The organism is Pseudomonas sp. NPDC087346, from assembly GCF_044744235.1.
Taxonomy (GTDB): domain Bacteria; phylum Pseudomonadota; class Gammaproteobacteria; order Pseudomonadales; family Pseudomonadaceae; genus Aquipseudomonas.
In genome coordinates, this window is record NZ_JBIUXX010000001.1 from 330,496 (window position 1) to 344,811 (window position 14,316).

Annotated in this window: 15 protein-coding genes and 2 pseudogenes; 9 read left to right on the top strand and 8 right to left on the bottom strand. The window is 55.3% G+C overall.

The window, feature by feature from the left end:
• Together ACIOZM_RS01335 and ACIOZM_RS01340 are read left to right on the top strand one after the other, a co-directional pair.
• Positions 1 to 942 (top strand): PoNe immunity protein domain-containing protein, encoded by a 942-nt coding sequence (locus ACIOZM_RS01335; RefSeq protein ID WP_401208573.1) that lies wholly within the window; start codon positions 1 to 3, stop codon positions 940 to 942.
• Positions 943 to 1,066: 124 nt separating this feature from the next.
• Positions 1,067 to 1,594: a hypothetical protein gene (locus ACIOZM_RS01340; protein ID WP_401208576.1), complete on the top strand. Its 528-nt coding sequence runs from the start codon at positions 1,067 to 1,069 to the stop codon at positions 1,592 to 1,594.
• A 99-nt stretch (positions 1,595 to 1,693) separates the two neighbouring features.
• Here the strand turns inward: ACIOZM_RS01340 and ACIOZM_RS01345 are convergent, their stop codons facing one another.
• A complete protein-coding gene (locus tag ACIOZM_RS01345) occupies positions 1,694 to 1,990 on the bottom strand; it encodes a hypothetical protein (protein ID WP_401208579.1) in 297 nt (98 codons plus the stop codon).
• A gap of 332 nt (positions 1,991 to 2,322) precedes the next feature.
• On the opposite strand from ACIOZM_RS01345, the gene ACIOZM_RS01350 reads away from it, so the two are divergent.
• Both ACIOZM_RS01350 and ACIOZM_RS01355 read left to right on the top strand, forming a co-directional pair.
• On the top strand, positions 2,323 to 2,592 hold the full coding sequence (locus tag ACIOZM_RS01350; protein ID WP_401208581.1) for a DUF2790 domain-containing protein: 270 nt from the start codon (positions 2,323 to 2,325) through the stop codon (positions 2,590 to 2,592).
• An 89-nt stretch (positions 2,593 to 2,681) separates the two neighbouring features.
• Positions 2,682 to 2,922, top strand: a pseudogene (locus ACIOZM_RS01355) (hypothetical protein).
• Here the strand turns inward: ACIOZM_RS01355 and ACIOZM_RS01360 are convergent.
• Positions 2,919 to 3,188, bottom strand: coding sequence for a DUF1652 domain-containing protein (locus ACIOZM_RS01360; RefSeq protein ID WP_401208629.1), 270 nt, complete (start codon positions 3,186 to 3,188; stop codon positions 2,919 to 2,921). The pseudogene ACIOZM_RS01355 and the gene ACIOZM_RS01360 overlap by 4 nt on opposite strands.
• A gap of 370 nt (positions 3,189 to 3,558) precedes the next feature.
• Between ACIOZM_RS01360 and eco the strand changes: the two genes are divergently transcribed.
• Positions 3,559 to 4,044 (top strand): serine protease inhibitor ecotin, encoded by a 486-nt coding sequence (gene eco / locus ACIOZM_RS01365; RefSeq protein WP_401208584.1) that lies wholly within the window; start codon positions 3,559 to 3,561, stop codon positions 4,042 to 4,044.
• A gap of 26 nt (positions 4,045 to 4,070) precedes the next feature.
• On the opposite strand, the pseudogene ilvA reads toward eco, so the two are convergent.
• A pseudogene (ilvA, locus tag ACIOZM_RS01370) lies at positions 4,071 to 5,060 on the bottom strand (threonine ammonia-lyase, biosynthetic); the annotation flags it as partial.
• A gap of 251 nt (positions 5,061 to 5,311) precedes the next feature.
• On the opposite strand from ilvA, the gene ACIOZM_RS01375 reads away from it, so the two are divergent.
• The gene (locus ACIOZM_RS01375) at positions 5,312 to 5,647 is read left to right on the top strand and encodes a DUF2834 domain-containing protein (protein ID WP_401208586.1); all 336 of its coding nucleotides are present in this window, start codon (positions 5,312 to 5,314) and stop codon (positions 5,645 to 5,647) included.
• Between the two features lie 144 nt (positions 5,648 to 5,791).
• Here the strand turns inward: ACIOZM_RS01375 and ACIOZM_RS01380 are convergent, their stop codons facing one another.
• Both ACIOZM_RS01380 and ACIOZM_RS01385 read right to left on the bottom strand, forming a co-directional pair.
• Complete coding sequence (locus ACIOZM_RS01380; protein WP_401208589.1) at positions 5,792 to 6,715, bottom strand: magnesium transporter CorA family protein; 924 nt, start codon at positions 6,713 to 6,715, stop codon at positions 5,792 to 5,794.
• A gap of 7 nt (positions 6,716 to 6,722) precedes the next feature.
• Complete coding sequence (locus ACIOZM_RS01385) at positions 6,723 to 8,297, bottom strand: RimK family protein (protein ID WP_401208592.1); 1,575 nt, start codon at positions 8,295 to 8,297, stop codon at positions 6,723 to 6,725.
• Positions 8,298 to 8,389: 92 nt separating this feature from the next.
• On the opposite strand from ACIOZM_RS01385, the gene rimI reads away from it, so the two are divergent.
• The gene (gene rimI / locus ACIOZM_RS01390) at positions 8,390 to 9,487 is read left to right on the top strand and encodes a ribosomal protein S18-alanine N-acetyltransferase (RefSeq protein ID WP_401208595.1); all 1,098 of its coding nucleotides are present in this window, start codon (positions 8,390 to 8,392) and stop codon (positions 9,485 to 9,487) included.
• 138 nt (positions 9,488 to 9,625) lie between these two features.
• Here the strand turns inward: rimI and ACIOZM_RS01395 are convergent, their stop codons facing one another.
• On the bottom strand, positions 9,626 to 10,774 hold the full coding sequence (locus ACIOZM_RS01395; RefSeq protein ID WP_401208597.1) for a PQQ-dependent sugar dehydrogenase: 1,149 nt from the start codon (positions 10,772 to 10,774) through the stop codon (positions 9,626 to 9,628).
• Positions 10,775 to 10,825: 51 nt separating this feature from the next.
• On the bottom strand, positions 10,826 to 11,167 hold the full coding sequence (locus ACIOZM_RS01400; protein ID WP_401208600.1) for a hypothetical protein: 342 nt from the start codon (positions 11,165 to 11,167) through the stop codon (positions 10,826 to 10,828).
• A 175-nt stretch (positions 11,168 to 11,342) separates the two neighbouring features.
• Between ACIOZM_RS01400 and ACIOZM_RS01405 the strand changes: the two genes are divergently transcribed.
• Complete coding sequence (locus tag ACIOZM_RS01405; protein ID WP_401208602.1) at positions 11,343 to 12,209, top strand: Ku protein; 867 nt, start codon at positions 11,343 to 11,345, stop codon at positions 12,207 to 12,209.
• 141 nt (positions 12,210 to 12,350) lie between these two features.
• On the opposite strand, the gene lpxO is transcribed toward ACIOZM_RS01405, so the two are convergent.
• Positions 12,351 to 13,250 (bottom strand): lipid A hydroxylase LpxO, encoded by a 900-nt coding sequence (gene lpxO / locus ACIOZM_RS01410; protein ID WP_401208605.1) that lies wholly within the window; start codon positions 13,248 to 13,250, stop codon positions 12,351 to 12,353.
• A gap of 371 nt (positions 13,251 to 13,621) precedes the next feature.
• Between lpxO and ACIOZM_RS01415 the strand changes: the two genes are divergently transcribed.
• The coding region (locus ACIOZM_RS01415) for an ATP-binding cassette domain-containing protein (protein ID WP_401208608.1) at positions 13,622 to 14,316 on the top strand (695 nt) is incomplete at its 3' end.

A 14,316-nucleotide genomic window follows, 5' to 3' on the forward strand; every position in this document is an offset into this window, starting at 1 on the left:
ATGATCAGAAGACAAAAATTTCTTACAGAGCAGAGATTTGAAAACTTCAAGGACAACTACAAAGAAGAGTTTGTGTTTTGGAGTGATAAGCTGTTCAAAGCAGACTCCCCAGAACAAGAGAAATCGCTGCGCGCTAAAAACTTTCAAACGCTGTACTTGAGAAACATATTAATGCTCTACACTGCCGGAGAGGAGATAGAAAACCTCGAATCACCTCTGGAAACCCTAATTGAAAGCTATGAAGACCTACAGGAAAAACTGGCAAATTACGAACAGATACCCAATATCACACCACTGACCATAGATGACTGGGTCGATGAATATGAAGAATGCGTACAAGTAATAAGCTTATGCATTTTTCTGCATCGGATCGACCTGCTAAAACGTTTTGTGTTTTTGATTGATAATGCAGGGTATGCCGGTGCGGACACTCTTTACGAAGATCTGCTGGTTAAGGTTTTGCCTGAGCGCGAGGATGTTGATCAGTGGTATCACGATGTCTACACGTCGCTTATCCAAGCCATTTACGCAGAAGAAAAAAGTGAAGCGTCCCAACATTTAGACGAATATTGCAAAAATTGGTATCCGTCCTTCGAACAGGCGCCATGGCACGACACGCACGCTGATGGTGATGAAGGCAGCTATGTTGGATATTGGGCCTTGGAAGCCGGCGCCATTGCATTCCTGTATGGAATAGATGACAGCAACATCAACCATGTGGTCTATCCAAAAGATCTAGTCGAATATGCAAGAAGCTACAAGCCGAAAAACTCTTCGCAAATTTCCCGAATAATTGCTGGTCAGATCTGTAGCAAAACGGGCTTTTGGTTTACACCTGCGCAAACGGACTCCCGTCGCCACTTTAATCAAGGTGAAATTATGCCAAAAATTGAAGCTTCAACTTGGGGCGATACGATCTGGTATTGGTCAGGCGAAGAATAACGACGAGAATCAACCTCACTCAGAACGCAGCTGTCGTTCTGAGTGAAGAAAACACGATTAGGACGTGCCACTTCCACACATGTAAATCCACCTATAAACCGAAGGAACGCAACAGTTCGGAACCATGAAATGGATCATTTTCACTATCGCACTTCTATTCCGCCCAGCTTTAGCAGATACACAAAATAACCTTTTGGACTGCTCACTTTCCGATGGGTCGACCGCATCCCTGTTAGCTTGTCCAAGTAATTATGGCCAGCGGCTCTTTCTAAAAATTGATGATCACGTCGATACAGCTTTTACCGACATGCCTGACTCCGACTTTGTTGGAGAGGTTGTGTTAGCTAAATGCACAGCGTCCACTCTGATTTATGCAATGAACTACGGCTCGCCTTATTTGAAAGGGGCCGTTTTGCGTAAGAGCCCAATCACCGGGACACTGGAACGTATCGACTTCGCAGAAAAGGCCCAGCCTACTTTTCTGTACTTGAGGCCTCAACAAATGCGGTTAGTCATACCCAATGAGGGATATGAAGATCCTTCAAAACTCCTCATTTATGACTATCTTCCAAAAAAAGGTCAGCCAGATGAGCCCAAAGGCGCGAATGCCCTGCCTAACAGAAAGGGATTCGAAGTTATCGACCTGAAATAACAGACTGTCCGACTTCGTGAGTAACGCTAGAGGCAATTGTGCCGAAGCCGGACAAGTTGACTGAAACTCCATAACTAGCTTGAAAATACGTGCTCACCGTCAAAGCGACGCCTTCCACCCCACCATCCGCTGCTGCGCCACCTGCAACAAATCATTCCCATCCTGCGCCAACAAATACAGCGCATGGGTAAGGTGCGGGATGTCTTGCACATCCGCGTGTTTAAAGCACAGGCAATGCAACGTTTCGAGCAGATCGCTGCAAGCGCGGATACGCTGAACGGCGGCTTCCAGAATGTCTTTCGGATCAGCTTCCGTGTCGATGACCAGCGGCGCGCTTTCCGTGACGCCGGAGTTCAGTGGGTGATAACGGTTTGGTAATGGATTGAGAATCGGCATACGGATTACTCGCGCTGGAATTGTAATTAATGTGCGGTTTTGATCTGTGCTGACCAAGCCTGGCCGCTGATCTACAGCGGCGATGAACAATAGGCGCCAGACTCTCGTTGGCGAAAGTCGATAAGGCATCTGTTCTTGTAGGAATACGGCCTGTATTTCTCGGAAATTTGCCATTCGCCCAGACAGCCGGCGTTCAGCTGGCTTAACCATCGCTTAACGCCGTAGTCAAAGACTCTACTGAACCGCACGCCCTCAGACTCTTTCTGACGCCAGGTGCGGCAGGTCCGGCTTGTACATGCCGGGCTTTCTTTCCGTCGCTCGGGAGTCTCACCATGAACATTCGCCCATTTTTGCTCGCTACCGCCCTCGCCTGCACCGCTCTTGCCGGACTGGCTCAGGCCGCTGACACCTCAACCACGTCGAAAGCGGTTCCGTACCAGTACGGGATGCCGTTGAACGTGAACAAAGTGATCTCGATGACCGAGCCGCAGACGCAGAATTGCAAGGTCATTACCGCTGACATGAAGTACATCGATAATGCAGGCAAGCCTGAGGAGATCACCTACAGGAAGCTGTCTGACGCCTGTAGTTTCCAGAACTGACAGAAATTTCTGATTTGCCGGTTTGCGGTAGGCGGACCCGGGCTCTCGGCGGTATGCTCGGGGCCCTCCTAACTGCCGCAGGATTGGCCATGCAGTTGTCGTTTCGCACGTTGTCGGGCATTACTTCTTCGTTGTGTTTTCTGCTCGCGCTGGTCTGGGGACTGTTGCCGGATGGCTTGCTGGCGATCTGGAGCACTGAATCCTCACCCGCAGCAGGTTTCGTAGCGCGGCGCAGTGCGGTGCTGTTTGCTGCTGGTCGAGCTCGCGCTGGGCCTTGGCTTCTTGCAGGCCCGGCGCGTGACGGTCGAACTGAGTGAGACGCTGGGTTAAACAGCTCGAGAACGCGGACTGTAGTGCTGGATCGCGGTTTGTTTGCTCAGATCCGAGCGCAACCCTGCAATCAATTCGTTGATCTCGCGACAGCCATTGAGATGACTGGCATCAATACCGCTGACCAGCAAATCGACCTGATCGGTGCGGTGATCGCCAAACACTTTTACCGTCATCGACAAATCCGGCGACAGCGTGCATTGGCAGCGTTTCGGCAGAAAACTGCTTTCAATGATATTGCGAAGTTCCAGGGCAGATAGAAACATGGCTAACACTCTCCTTTTTGTGAGACCACCAATCAAGTATTCACGTTGACCTTCTGCCGCCCCTGCGCGGGTGTATTCCCCGCTATTTCCTTGGGTACGGCAAATGGCTGTACTGCGAAATGCCTGTTGGAGTGTAGGCGCCCGAACCCGGTGCGCTGCACCAAATAGACGCATAAAGCATGCCTTTCATCGGGTCATTTTGACCCTTGGAAATTCAAGCACTTGGCGGAGTGGCCAGTATTTAGCCCGTTGCAAATTGCAAGAAATGCTCGGTTGAGCACTGCAATTTGCAATTGTTCACCGGTTTGCATTCATCAGCCGTGAGGGTAAGAATGCCTGCCATCCACACTACGCTTGCAAGGAGGCTTCCATGGGTTCTTTACGCATTTACGCGACCACCGGGCTGATCATCGCCAGCCTGTCCACTTTCGCCCATGCGGCGAAACTCGAAGACGTCGCCCCGTATCCCAAGGCTGAGGCCGGTTTTAGTCGTCAGGTCATCTATTTGCCGAAACAGGATCAGGAAGATAACCTTCAGGTCGAAGTGCTGGCCGGCAAGACTCTCGAAGTGGACTGCAATCGCCAACGTCTGGGTGGCGTGCTCGATGAGAAAAATCTCGAAGGCTGGGGTTACTCCTACTACCGACTTGAAAAAGTCATTGGCCCGATGAGTACGCTGATGGGCTGCCCTGAAGGTTTCAAGAAAAAACGCGCGTTCGTGCCTGTTGTGGGTGACGGCTTCATGCTGCGCTACAACAGCAAACTACCGTTGGTGATATACGCACCGAAAGACGTCGAAGTGCGTTACCGCATCTGGTCAGCTTCGGACAGGGTCGGAACGGCCATTCAGGAATAGTCCGAAACCGGGGCGCCGCATACAGCGGCGCGTTCGGCCACATGCCGCAAGCTGTCGAAGTTGATATTGGCGCCTGAGTCGATAGCGATCAGGACCTGATCGCGCACGCCGCTGCGCGCCACGTATTGCTTGATGCCAGCGACTGCCAGTGCGCCGGAGGGCTCGGTGATCGAGCGGGTATCGTCGTAGATATTCTTGATCGCGGCGCACAACTCGTCATTGCTGACGGTGATTACCTCGTCCACACAGAAGCGGCAAACGGCGAAGCCGTATTCGCCGATCTGCGCCACTGCCACACCATCTGCGAATGTGCCTACATTGGGCAACACCACCCGCTCTCCCGCCTCCATGGCAGCTTTCAAACAGGCCGAGTGTTCGGATTCAACTCCTATGATCTGCACTTCCGGGCGCAGGTATTTGACGTACGCCGCGATGCCGGCGATCAGGCCGCCACCGCCTACGGGAACGAAGATCGCATCGAGCGCGCCTTGATGCTGACGCAGAATCTCCATGGCCACGGTGCCCTGCCCGGCGATCACGTCCGGGTCGTCGAAGGGTGACACGGAGGTGCGTCCGGTCTGTTCCGCGAGTTGCAGCGCGTGGGCCAGGGCAAAGGGAAAACTCTCACCGTGCAGAAGCGCTTCGCCGCCACGACTGCGCACGCCAAGTACCTTGAGTTCGGGCGTGGTGGATGGCATGACGATGGTCGCCGAGATTCCCAGTTCACGCGCCGCCAGCGCCACACCTTGGGCATGATTGCCTGCCGAAGCAGTGATCACCCCGCGCGCCTTCTGCTCGTCGCTTAGCTGTACGAGCTTGTTATAGGCGCCGCGGATCTTGAAGGAAAACGTCGGCTGCAAGTCTTCGCGCTTGAGCAGAATCCGGTTACCAAAAGCTTCGGAAAGAGCCGATGCGTCCTGCAATGGCGTACGCACCGCCAGGTCGTAAACCGGCGCAGCCAGGATCTTTTTCACGTACAGCTCAAGCAGGACTTGCTGGGCGGGGTTGGGGCGCATGGTCGTCTCCTGACGTTTGAATCGAAACCCCGGAGACAGAAAGTAAAAACCCGCCACCAGGGCGGGTTGGGTGCTGCAGTCGTGAGCTAGCCCGCCAAATGAGGAATGGCGGTAATAATGCTTGGCTGGCAGCGCAATACTGTGGAAGTCATGGGCTGAAATTAGCCCGAGCGCCGCAGGTTAGTCAATGGCGTTTTTTGCGGCGCAGCGGTAGGCTGGTGATTCTGCTCATCACACCAAGGAAGGACTGCATGATGTCTATCGCCCTGCCCCTTACCGCTTTGATTGCCTTCACCGGGTATACGGTTTCGGTGATGCTCCAGGCCGAACAATCATTGATCGACTTTGGCATCAGCCTGTTGTCGCGGCCGGATACCGCGCAGGTAGTGATTGATCTGTATCTGCTGGCGATACTGGCCGGGGTCTGGATGGTCAAGGATGCCCGGTCTCGAGGGCAGACTGGCTGGTCGGTGGTGCCTTATTTGCTGCTGACAGCGGTTTTTGTGTCGATTGGGCCGTTGTTGTATCTGGTGGTTCGTGGCGTTCAAGACAGGAAGAAGTCTGTTGATGCACCTCAGGTGAACTGATCAGGCTTTTTCAGTGCTTCTGAGATTGCTATCGCTGGCAAGCCAGCTCCCACAGAGATCAGAGTTGTCTACAGAATTTGTGGCATAGCCAGAACCTGTGGGAGCTGGCTTGCCAGCGAAGGCGTCCGACCAATCAACACAACATCAACTGGCCAACCGCCGCAGCCCAAACAACATCCCGCCCGCCCCCAGCAACATAACCACCAGAAACACCGGGTACGACACCCACCACGGCGTCCCGGCGGTCATCATGCTGAACTCGGACATGCCGCCAATACTCGCGATCAGGTTGAGCGGCAGAAACACCACGTTGATCAGCGTCAGCTTGCGCAGCAGGTTGTTCATGCTGTTGTTCATCAGGTTGCCGCGTGCGTCGATCAACCCGGAGAACACGTTGGAGTAGATTTCTGCCTGCTTGTAGCACTGATTGTTTTCGATGATCAGATCGTCGATCAGACCAATCGCCTCGCTGCCGAAATGCTGTTTGTCCGCATGATTGCGCAACCGCGTCAGCACCGCGCCGTTGCTGTGCAGCGCATTGATGTAATAGATCAGGCTTTCGCTGAGGTTGAACATCTGCACCAGATGCTGGTTTTGCATCGATGCGTTGAATTTCTGCTGCAACTCACGGGCAACCAGTTTGATTACCTTCAAGTGCCCGAGGTAGTGATGGATGTTGCTGAACAGCAAGTCGAGCAGCACATCCAAGGGTGAATTCAATGGTTGCCGAGTGCCGAGACCGTGCAGCGGCGTGTCATCGGTCGCAATCACTAACAGTTGCCCCGGTGAAAACAGCAAACCGCAGGACGACACTTCGAACGCGAGGCTACCGCCACCGGAATAGTTTTCCGGACGTTTCCAGATCAGGAACAAATGGTCGGGATGAAACTCGATCCGCGACACCTCGTCCGGGTCCAGCGCCGATGCCAGCGCATGCTCATCGACCTTGTAGTGACTGTGGAGCAAATCGCGCTCGGCGGCATCGGGATTGCTGAACAGCATCACCTCGGCGTCCAGCCGTTCAACCCGCTGCAAGGCGCCATGACTCAGAGCAAAACTGCTGATCATCGGCCGATCACCATGCCTGTCCGCGACGCTTGAGTTCCAGCCGTCGCACGAACTCTTCCAGCACCAGTGAATACAAATCGTCCTGCAAATACGCGTCTTCAATGCCGGCGTCGAGGTTCGGGTTGTCGTTGACCTCGATTACCACCACTTTGTCGCCGGCCTGTTTCAAATCGACGCCGTAGAGACCATCACCGATCAGGTTGGCGGTTTTAACTGCGAGCTCCACCACCGCTCGCGGCGCTTCATGGATCGCCATGGTCCGGCACTCGCCGTTGACGTCCTGGCCCTTCGCCTTGTGGTTGTAGATCTGCCAGTGACCCTTGGACATGAAGTATTGGCAGGCAAAAATCGGTTTGCGATTCAGCACGCCGATGCGCCAGTCGTACTCGGTGTAGAAAAACTCCTGCGCCAGCAACAGCACCGAATGTTCGAACAGTTCGGCGGTGGCTTCGAGCAGCGCCTGCTGGCTTTCGACCTTGATCACTCCGCGTGAAAAGCAGCCATCGGGGATTTTCAGCACCAAAGGGAAACCCAAGCGCTCGCCGACCCGCTCGAAGTCTTCGGGTCGTTCCTTGTAGAGAATTTCCGTGGCCGGCATGCCCAACTGATGACTGTTGAGCAAGTCGGTCAGGTAGACCTTGTTGGTACAACGCAGGATCGACGTCGGGTCATCCATCACCACCAGCCCCTCGCTTTCGGCCTTCTTGGCAAATCTATAAGTGTGATTGTCGACACTGGTGGTTTCGCGGATCAACAGACCGTCGTACTCGGCCAGACGTGCGTAGTCCTTGCGTTCAATCAGCTCGACGTCGATGCCCATGTTTTTGCCAACCCGGACAAAATTCTCCAGAGCACGGGCATTCGATGGCGGCAGCGCTTCCTGCGGATCATGCAGGATCGCCAGGTCATAACGGGCCACTTGGCGGGAACGCGGCATGCGCCAGATTTTACGGCTGAAGCCGTCCAGCGCGTTGGCAAACTGATCCTCCTGATCATCTCGCAACTTATGTAACGCCCCGGACTTTATACCTTCGATATGCCAACCGTTAGTCCGGCGAAACTCAACTAGAAGAATCGGACATGGAAACACCTCAAACAACTGACGCGCCAGATCCTGCAGCGGCTCGATATGTGTTCTGCCGAAGTAAAGTGTCAGGGTGAAGCCTTCAGTGTCGCTGTAGAGATGATGACTGAGGGCTTTTTCCAGGGTTTTATCCAGATCATCAAGCGCCAGGCCGTAGAGTGATTTGCGGGTCAGTTCGCTGATGGTGCGCACCGACGGAATCACCTTGTGCCCACGGGCTTCCGCCAGCAACGAGCAGTAATAGCCGTGCCCAAGATACTTGTAGCTGCGGCACAGGTTGATCACCTGCACCCGCTTGCCGGGCTCGCTATCCGGCGGTTGCTCCAGATATTCCTGCGCGGTGATGATGTCCTCACTGGGGAAGTACGAGGCCCAGTCTTCCTTGCGTTCGACGATGATCAGCACTTGACTTGAAGTTCTCGCCGCTGAGTTTAAATAAGTTGCCGCTGGCAAACTTTGCCCGGATACTTCGCGCCAATGACCCTGTACCGCTGACATAGAGATTGATCCGTTGGAGAACAAGACCTTTTCTATTAAGCACGAAGTTTTTCGAAAGTCTCGTTTCGTTACGCAACTTTTACGGTGGTCATATGAGTGCTGTTTTTCGTTTGGCAGTAGTTGAGGATTTGCCGGCGCTGCTGGCATTGGAAATGCAATGTTTCACCACCGACCGGCTGACCAGTCGCAGCTTTCAATGGATGATCACCCGCGCCCATGCGCAACTGCTGGTAGCCGAGCGCCATGATCAGTTGCTGGGTTACGCGTTGGTGCTTTTTCACCGAGGCACCTCACTGGCACGCCTGTATTCCATTGCGATTGCCAGCGACGCCCGTGGCACGGGACTGGGCAAACAATTGCTGCAACGCATCGAGGCCTGTGCACTTGAGCATGACTGTGCTTACTTACGGCTCGAAGTGCGCACAGATAATCCCGCCGCCATTGCCTTGTACGAACGCAACGGCTATCGGCGCTTCGCCTTGATCCACGACTACTACGAAGATCATGCAGACGCATTGCGCCTGGAGAAACGCATCCTTCAACACCGTGATTCGCGCAGCATCCGGGTGCCGTTCTATTCACAAACCACTGACTTCACTTGTGGCCCTGCCTGCTTGTTGATGGCCATGGGCGCGTTGCAATCCGAGCGTTTGCTGGAGCGGCGCGAAGAGTTGCAAATCTGGCGTGAGGCAACCACGGTGTTCATGACTTCGGGCCACGGTGGTTGCAGCCCGCAAGGTTTGGCGTTGGCGGCGTGGCGTCGAGGTTTTGCTGTGACGTTGCAGTTAAGTCTGGCCGGGCCGTTGTTCCTCGACGGTGTGCGTGATGAGCATAAAAAAGACGTCATGCGCCTGGTGCATGACGAGTTCAGCGCGCAGTTGCACGAGACCGATGTCGAGCAGTTGATCGGCGCGCAACTGAACCTGCCTACCGTGCTGGCCGCTGGTGGCCAGCCATTGGTGTTGATCAGCAGCTATCGACTGACCCGCTCCAAGTCGCCGCATTGGGTGGTGGTGACCGATTGCGACGAGGACTTCGTGTATCTGCACGATCCGGATGTTGACCACAGCCAGCATCGACAACCGATGGACTGCCAGCATGTACCGGTCAGCCATGGCGAATTCGAGAAAATGTGCCGGTTTGGCCGGGGGAAGTTGAGGGCTGCGGTGGTGATCCATGCCCGAAAATGAATCCAGTATTCGCAATCTTTTGTGGCGAGGGAGCAAGCTCCCGCTGGGTTGCGAAGCAGCCCCAGAACCTGTGAGCGCTGCGCACTCAAGCGGGAGCAAGCTCCCTCGCCACAAAAACATATGAATGCCGGAGATCGGTTATTTCAGGCCGATCTTGTAAAGCGAACCATCGGCCTCATCCGTCAGCACATACAGATAACCATCAGGCCCCTGTCGAACATCACGGATGCGCTGCTTGAGTTCACCCAGCAACCGCTCCTCGTGCACAACCTTGTCACCATCAAACTGCAACCGGATCAACTCTTGAGTGACTAGCGCACCGATAAACACGTTGTGCTGCCACGGTTTGAAGCGATCCGCATCATAGAAAGCCATGCCAGTGACGCCGGGCGATTTCTCCCAGACATGATGCGGCGGGACAGTGCCTTCGGCGGTTTTGCCCTGCGCTTCCGGAATCGGTTGCATGGAATAATTGATGCCATGGGTCGCTAGCGGCCAGCCGTAGTTCTTCCCGCGCTCGATGATGTTTACTTCATCACCGCCACGCGGGCCGTGTTCGTTTTCCCAAAGAGTGCCGGTCCACGGGTTGAGCGCTGCACCCTGCGGATTACGATGGCCGTAGGACCAGATCTCGGGACGCACGCCCGACTGGCCGACAAATGGATTGTCGTCCGGCACCTTGCCGTCAGGGTAGATGCGCACGACCTTGCCTTGCAGCTTGTCGAGATCCTGTGCGGTCGGCCGGTCGTTGTTTTCACCCAAGGTGATGAACAGATAGCCGTCGCGATCAAACACCAGGCGTGAGCCGAAATGATTGCCGACCGACAGCTTCGGCTCCTGGCGGAAGATCACCTTGAAATCCGTCAGCGTCGTCAAATCATCCGACAGCCGTCCACGCCCCACCGCCGTCCCGGCCTTGTCGCCTGCACCGCCACCCTCGGCGTAGGACAGATACACCAGCCGATCCTCTTTGAAATCCGGAGAAAGCACCACGTCGAGCAGACCGCCCCGCCCCTTGGCCCACACCTTCGGCACGCCGTTGATTGGAGCCGATAACTTGCCATCGGCACCCACCATCCGCAGGTTGCCCGGTCGTTCGGTCACCAGCATGCCTTGGCGATCCGGCAAGAATGCCAGTGCCCAGGGATGTTCCAGACCTTGGCTGACAGTGGTGACTTCAAGTGTGCCCTGCTCGCTTTTCAACTCTTTGGGCGCTATTGCAGCGAAGGTCGGGAGACTGACAAGTGCGCCTGCGCACAGGCTGGCTAGAAGGGTTTTACGCAACATGCACGATTCCTTTTGTTCAATTGAAAGGCTGACAGAACCCGGTTCTGCCATTCAACGGTTGCCGTCTCCATCTCGCGGCGGTGGATTGGGGATGAATTTTGGTGGAGTGCTCGGCACCGAACGCTGTGACTGACCATTGCCGATGCCACGATTTTCAATGGTTGGCTGTCTTGGTACGGGCACCGTGTTCGGCCCGCGAATGATCGGGGCGCTGGGCTGGGTGCCCTGCATGCTGTTTGGATTAGCCCGGCGAATCGGGCTGTTGTAAGGGTTGTTGCTGGTACCCGTCGGACTTTGCGCGAGCAACAGCGACGATGTCGGCGCCGTGACGTCGGCATGCGCCAGACCTGCGCTGAGCAGCAGCACAAAGACGCCAGACAAAACTCGGTTCATGGGACGGCCTCTCGATTCGCTGGTGATAGAGCCTTCGAGTCCACGCTACGCCGAGCGTTCGGATTTGTTAACCCATCACCGCTAAACAAGATGTAACACGGCTTGACCGCGATAAACGCCGGAAACTTTCGCGCCGGGTCACTGGTCACCTGATCATCACTTGGAGGACGGCACCATGGCTCGGGCAATCTGGAAAGGCGCGATCAGCTTCGGACTGGTGCACATCCCTGTGGCGCTGGTTTCCGCGACCTCATCAAAAGGTGTCGACTTCGACTGGCTCGACAGCCGCAACATGGACCCGGTGGGCTATAAACGGGTAAACAAGGTCACGGGCAAAGAAGTCACCAAGGAACATATCGTCAAAGGCGTGCAATACGAAAAGGGTCGCTATGTAGTGCTTAGCGAGGAAGAAATTCGCTCCGCACACCCGGTTTCAACCCAGACCATCGACATCTTTTCCTTCGTCGATGCCGAGCAGATCCCTTTGCAGAACATCGAGACCCCTTATTACCTGGCACCGGACAAACGCGGCGGCAAGGTTTATGCGTTATTGCGCGAAACCTTGACCAAGACCAACAAAGTTGCCCTCGCCCGAGTGGTTCTGCACACACGTCAGTACCTGGCGGCGTTGATGCCGCTGGAATCAGCGCTGGTGCTGGTAAAGCTGCGCTGGCCGCAAGAGGTGCGCGGTCTCGATGAGCTGGAACTTGGCAGCGAGGTGACCAAACCGCAATTGGCCAAGGGTGAACTGGATATGGCTAAACGGCTGGTGGAGGACATGAGCGGCGACTGGAGTCCAGACGACTACAAAGATGAGTTTGAAGACAAGATCATGGCGCTGGTGGAGAAAAAAGCCCATGAAGGCAAGATCGAGGATGTCGAGACGGTGGGTGGCGAGGAAGAGCGCAAGACTGCCGATGTTATCGATTTGACCGAGCTGCTTAAACGCAGTTTGGGTGGGAAAGCGGCCACCAAGCCCAAGGCTAGAGCAGAGAAACCAACGAAGGCTGCGCCAGCGAAGAAGACTAAAAAAGCCTCCTGAGATGTTGGATTGAATCAGGTTTTGCTTGGGTGAATGTCAGGGCCTCATCGCTGGCAAGCCAGCTCCCACAGGGTCCGGGGTGTAACGGCCACTGTGGGAGCTGGCCTGCCAGCGATGGCGCCAACACGGACACAGTAGCAATCAGATCAGAATGAAAACCGCGAGCAAACCACCGAAGATCGCCCACTTTTCCATGTAGTAGCGCTTTCGATTACGCTTTTTCAGTTCTTTGCCGCGCAAACGAATCTTGTAGATTTTGGTAAACAAACGGTTGATACCACCCGTCCGGTCGCCGACATCGTTTGGCGCGCCGGCAGCAGACATCACCGTCCGGCTGAACCAGCGATTGAACGCTGCCGCCCAGCGATACTTAAGTGGCCGCTCAACGTCGCAAAACAGAATGATGCGGTTCTTGTCGGTGCTGTTTACCGCGTAATGAATGAATGTTTCGTCAAACATCACCGCCTCACCGTCGCGCCAGTGATAACTCTCGCCGTCGACATTGATATAGCAGCCAGCATCGTTCGGCGTTTCCAGACCGAGGTGGTAACGGTACGAACCGGCGTAAGGGTCGCGGTGGCGTACCAGTTTCGAGCCCGGTGGCAGTTCGGCAAACATCGCAGCCTTGATCGAACCGATGCTCTGCACCAGTTCAGTGGTGCGCGGGCACAGCTTCATGGCCGACGGATGGCTCTCGCCGTACCACTTCAGATAGAAACGCTTCCAGCCGGATTTGAAGAACGAGTTGAAACCGACATCGTCGTATTGATTCGAGCGCTTGATCTCGCCTGCACGCAGCAGGTTCTGCCCTTCTTCGCGGATTTCTTCCCAATGCGCCTGTAACGGGCTCAGATCAGGAAACTCGGCCGGATCAAGATAGGGCTGGCTCGGTTTCTTCGAGAACAGGTAAAGGAAGCAATTGATCGGCGCCAGAAACGTCGAGTGGTCGCTCAGTTGGCGACCCAGCTTGTGCCGCACACGCCCACGCAAGTGAACGTATGCAATGGAAATGACATAAATAGCAGCAATGATGAGTTTCAAGGAAATCGTCACACGTCGAAAGTGAACACACTGCGCGCCTGGCCGGCCTGCGGCGAAGGAGCTGTTGCAGTGGCATAAATACCGGTGAGCCCATGCCGTTAGCGGTCATTGGACGAATGGATGGCATTTTAGCCGCAGTTTGTAACCAATGGTGAACCTCATCTGTGAAAATCTGTCCCGTGTTTGTGCCAAACGTCCTCTGCGGCGTATTCGCCCTATCGTTTAGGCAGCCAGACCAGTACAATCGCCGCCAAACTTTACGTGCCTCCCCTGGTTGATGACGGGAATGTCCCCCGCCTCGGCGCACTTCGACTCGGGCCCAGCGCCCCGGCCGCACCCTCGCTACTCTGAATGCTTCGCAGGAAAAACCTTTGATTTCTACAGCTAACATTACGATGCAGTTCGGCGCCAAGCCGCTGTTCGAGAACGTTTCGGTCAAATTCGGCGCGGGCAACCGCTACGGCCTGATCGGCGCCAACGGTTGCGGCAAGTCGACCTTCATGAAAATCCTCGGCAGCGATCTTGATCCTTCCGGCGGACAAGTGATGCTCGAGCCGAACGTGCGCCTGGGTAAATTGCGCCAGGATCAGTTCGCCTACGAAGAATTCACCGTGATCGATACCGTGATCATGGGTCACGAAGAGCTGTGGAAGGTCAAGGCCGAGCGCGATCGCATCTACTCGCTGCCGGAAATGTCCGAAGAAGACGGCATGGCCGTTGCCGAGCTGGAAACCGAATTCGCCGAGATGGACGGCTACACCGCCGAATCTCGCGCCGGTGAGCTGTTGCTGGGTCTGGGTATCGGCATCGAGCAACACTTCGGCCCGATGAGCGAAGTGTCGCCGGGCTGGAAACTGCGCGTATTGTTGGCGCAGGCGCTGTTCTCCGATCCTGAAGTGCTGTTGCTCGACGAACCGACCAACCACCTGGACATTAACACCATTCGCTGGCTGGAAAACATCCTGACCCAGCGTAACAGCCTGATGATCATCATCTCTCACGACCGTCACTTCCTGAACAGCGTGTGCACGCACATGGCTGACCTGGACTACGGCGAGCTGCGCCT

Excerpts from the sequence above, each read along its gene's own strand:
- eco (WP_401208584.1), top strand. The coding sequence starts at position 3,559 with ATGGGTTCTTTACGCATTTACGCGACCACCGGGCTGATCATCGCCAGC.
- ACIOZM_RS01340 (WP_401208576.1), top strand. The coding sequence starts at position 1,067 with ATGAAATGGATCATTTTCACTATCGCACTTCTATTCCGCCCAGCTTTA.
- ACIOZM_RS01400 (WP_401208600.1), bottom strand. The coding sequence starts at position 11,167 with ATGAACCGAGTTTTGTCTGGCGTCTTTGTGCTGCTGCTCAGCGCAGGT.
- ACIOZM_RS01395 (WP_401208597.1), bottom strand. The coding sequence starts at position 10,774 with ATGTTGCGTAAAACCCTTCTAGCCAGCCTGTGCGCAGGCGCACTTGTC.
- ACIOZM_RS01350 (WP_401208581.1), top strand. The coding sequence starts at position 2,323 with ATGAACATTCGCCCATTTTTGCTCGCTACCGCCCTCGCCTGCACCGCT.
- ACIOZM_RS01335 (WP_401208573.1), top strand. The coding sequence starts at position 1 with ATGATCAGAAGACAAAAATTTCTTACAGAGCAGAGATTTGAAAACTTC.
- ACIOZM_RS01385 (WP_401208592.1), bottom strand. The coding sequence starts at position 8,297 with ATGTCAGCGGTACAGGGTCATTGGCGCGAAGTATCCGGGCAAAGTTTG.
- ACIOZM_RS01345 (WP_401208579.1), bottom strand. The coding sequence starts at position 1,990 with ATGCCGATTCTCAATCCATTACCAAACCGTTATCACCCACTGAACTCC.
- ACIOZM_RS01375 (WP_401208586.1), top strand. The coding sequence starts at position 5,312 with ATGATGTCTATCGCCCTGCCCCTTACCGCTTTGATTGCCTTCACCGGG.
- ACIOZM_RS01380 (WP_401208589.1), bottom strand. The coding sequence starts at position 6,715 with ATGATCAGCAGTTTTGCTCTGAGTCATGGCGCCTTGCAGCGGGTTGAA.
- ACIOZM_RS01360 (WP_401208629.1), bottom strand. The coding sequence starts at position 3,188 with ATGTTTCTATCTGCCCTGGAACTTCGCAATATCATTGAAAGCAGTTTT.
- ACIOZM_RS01405 (WP_401208602.1), top strand. The coding sequence starts at position 11,343 with ATGGCTCGGGCAATCTGGAAAGGCGCGATCAGCTTCGGACTGGTGCAC.
- rimI (WP_401208595.1), top strand. The coding sequence starts at position 8,390 with ATGAGTGCTGTTTTTCGTTTGGCAGTAGTTGAGGATTTGCCGGCGCTG.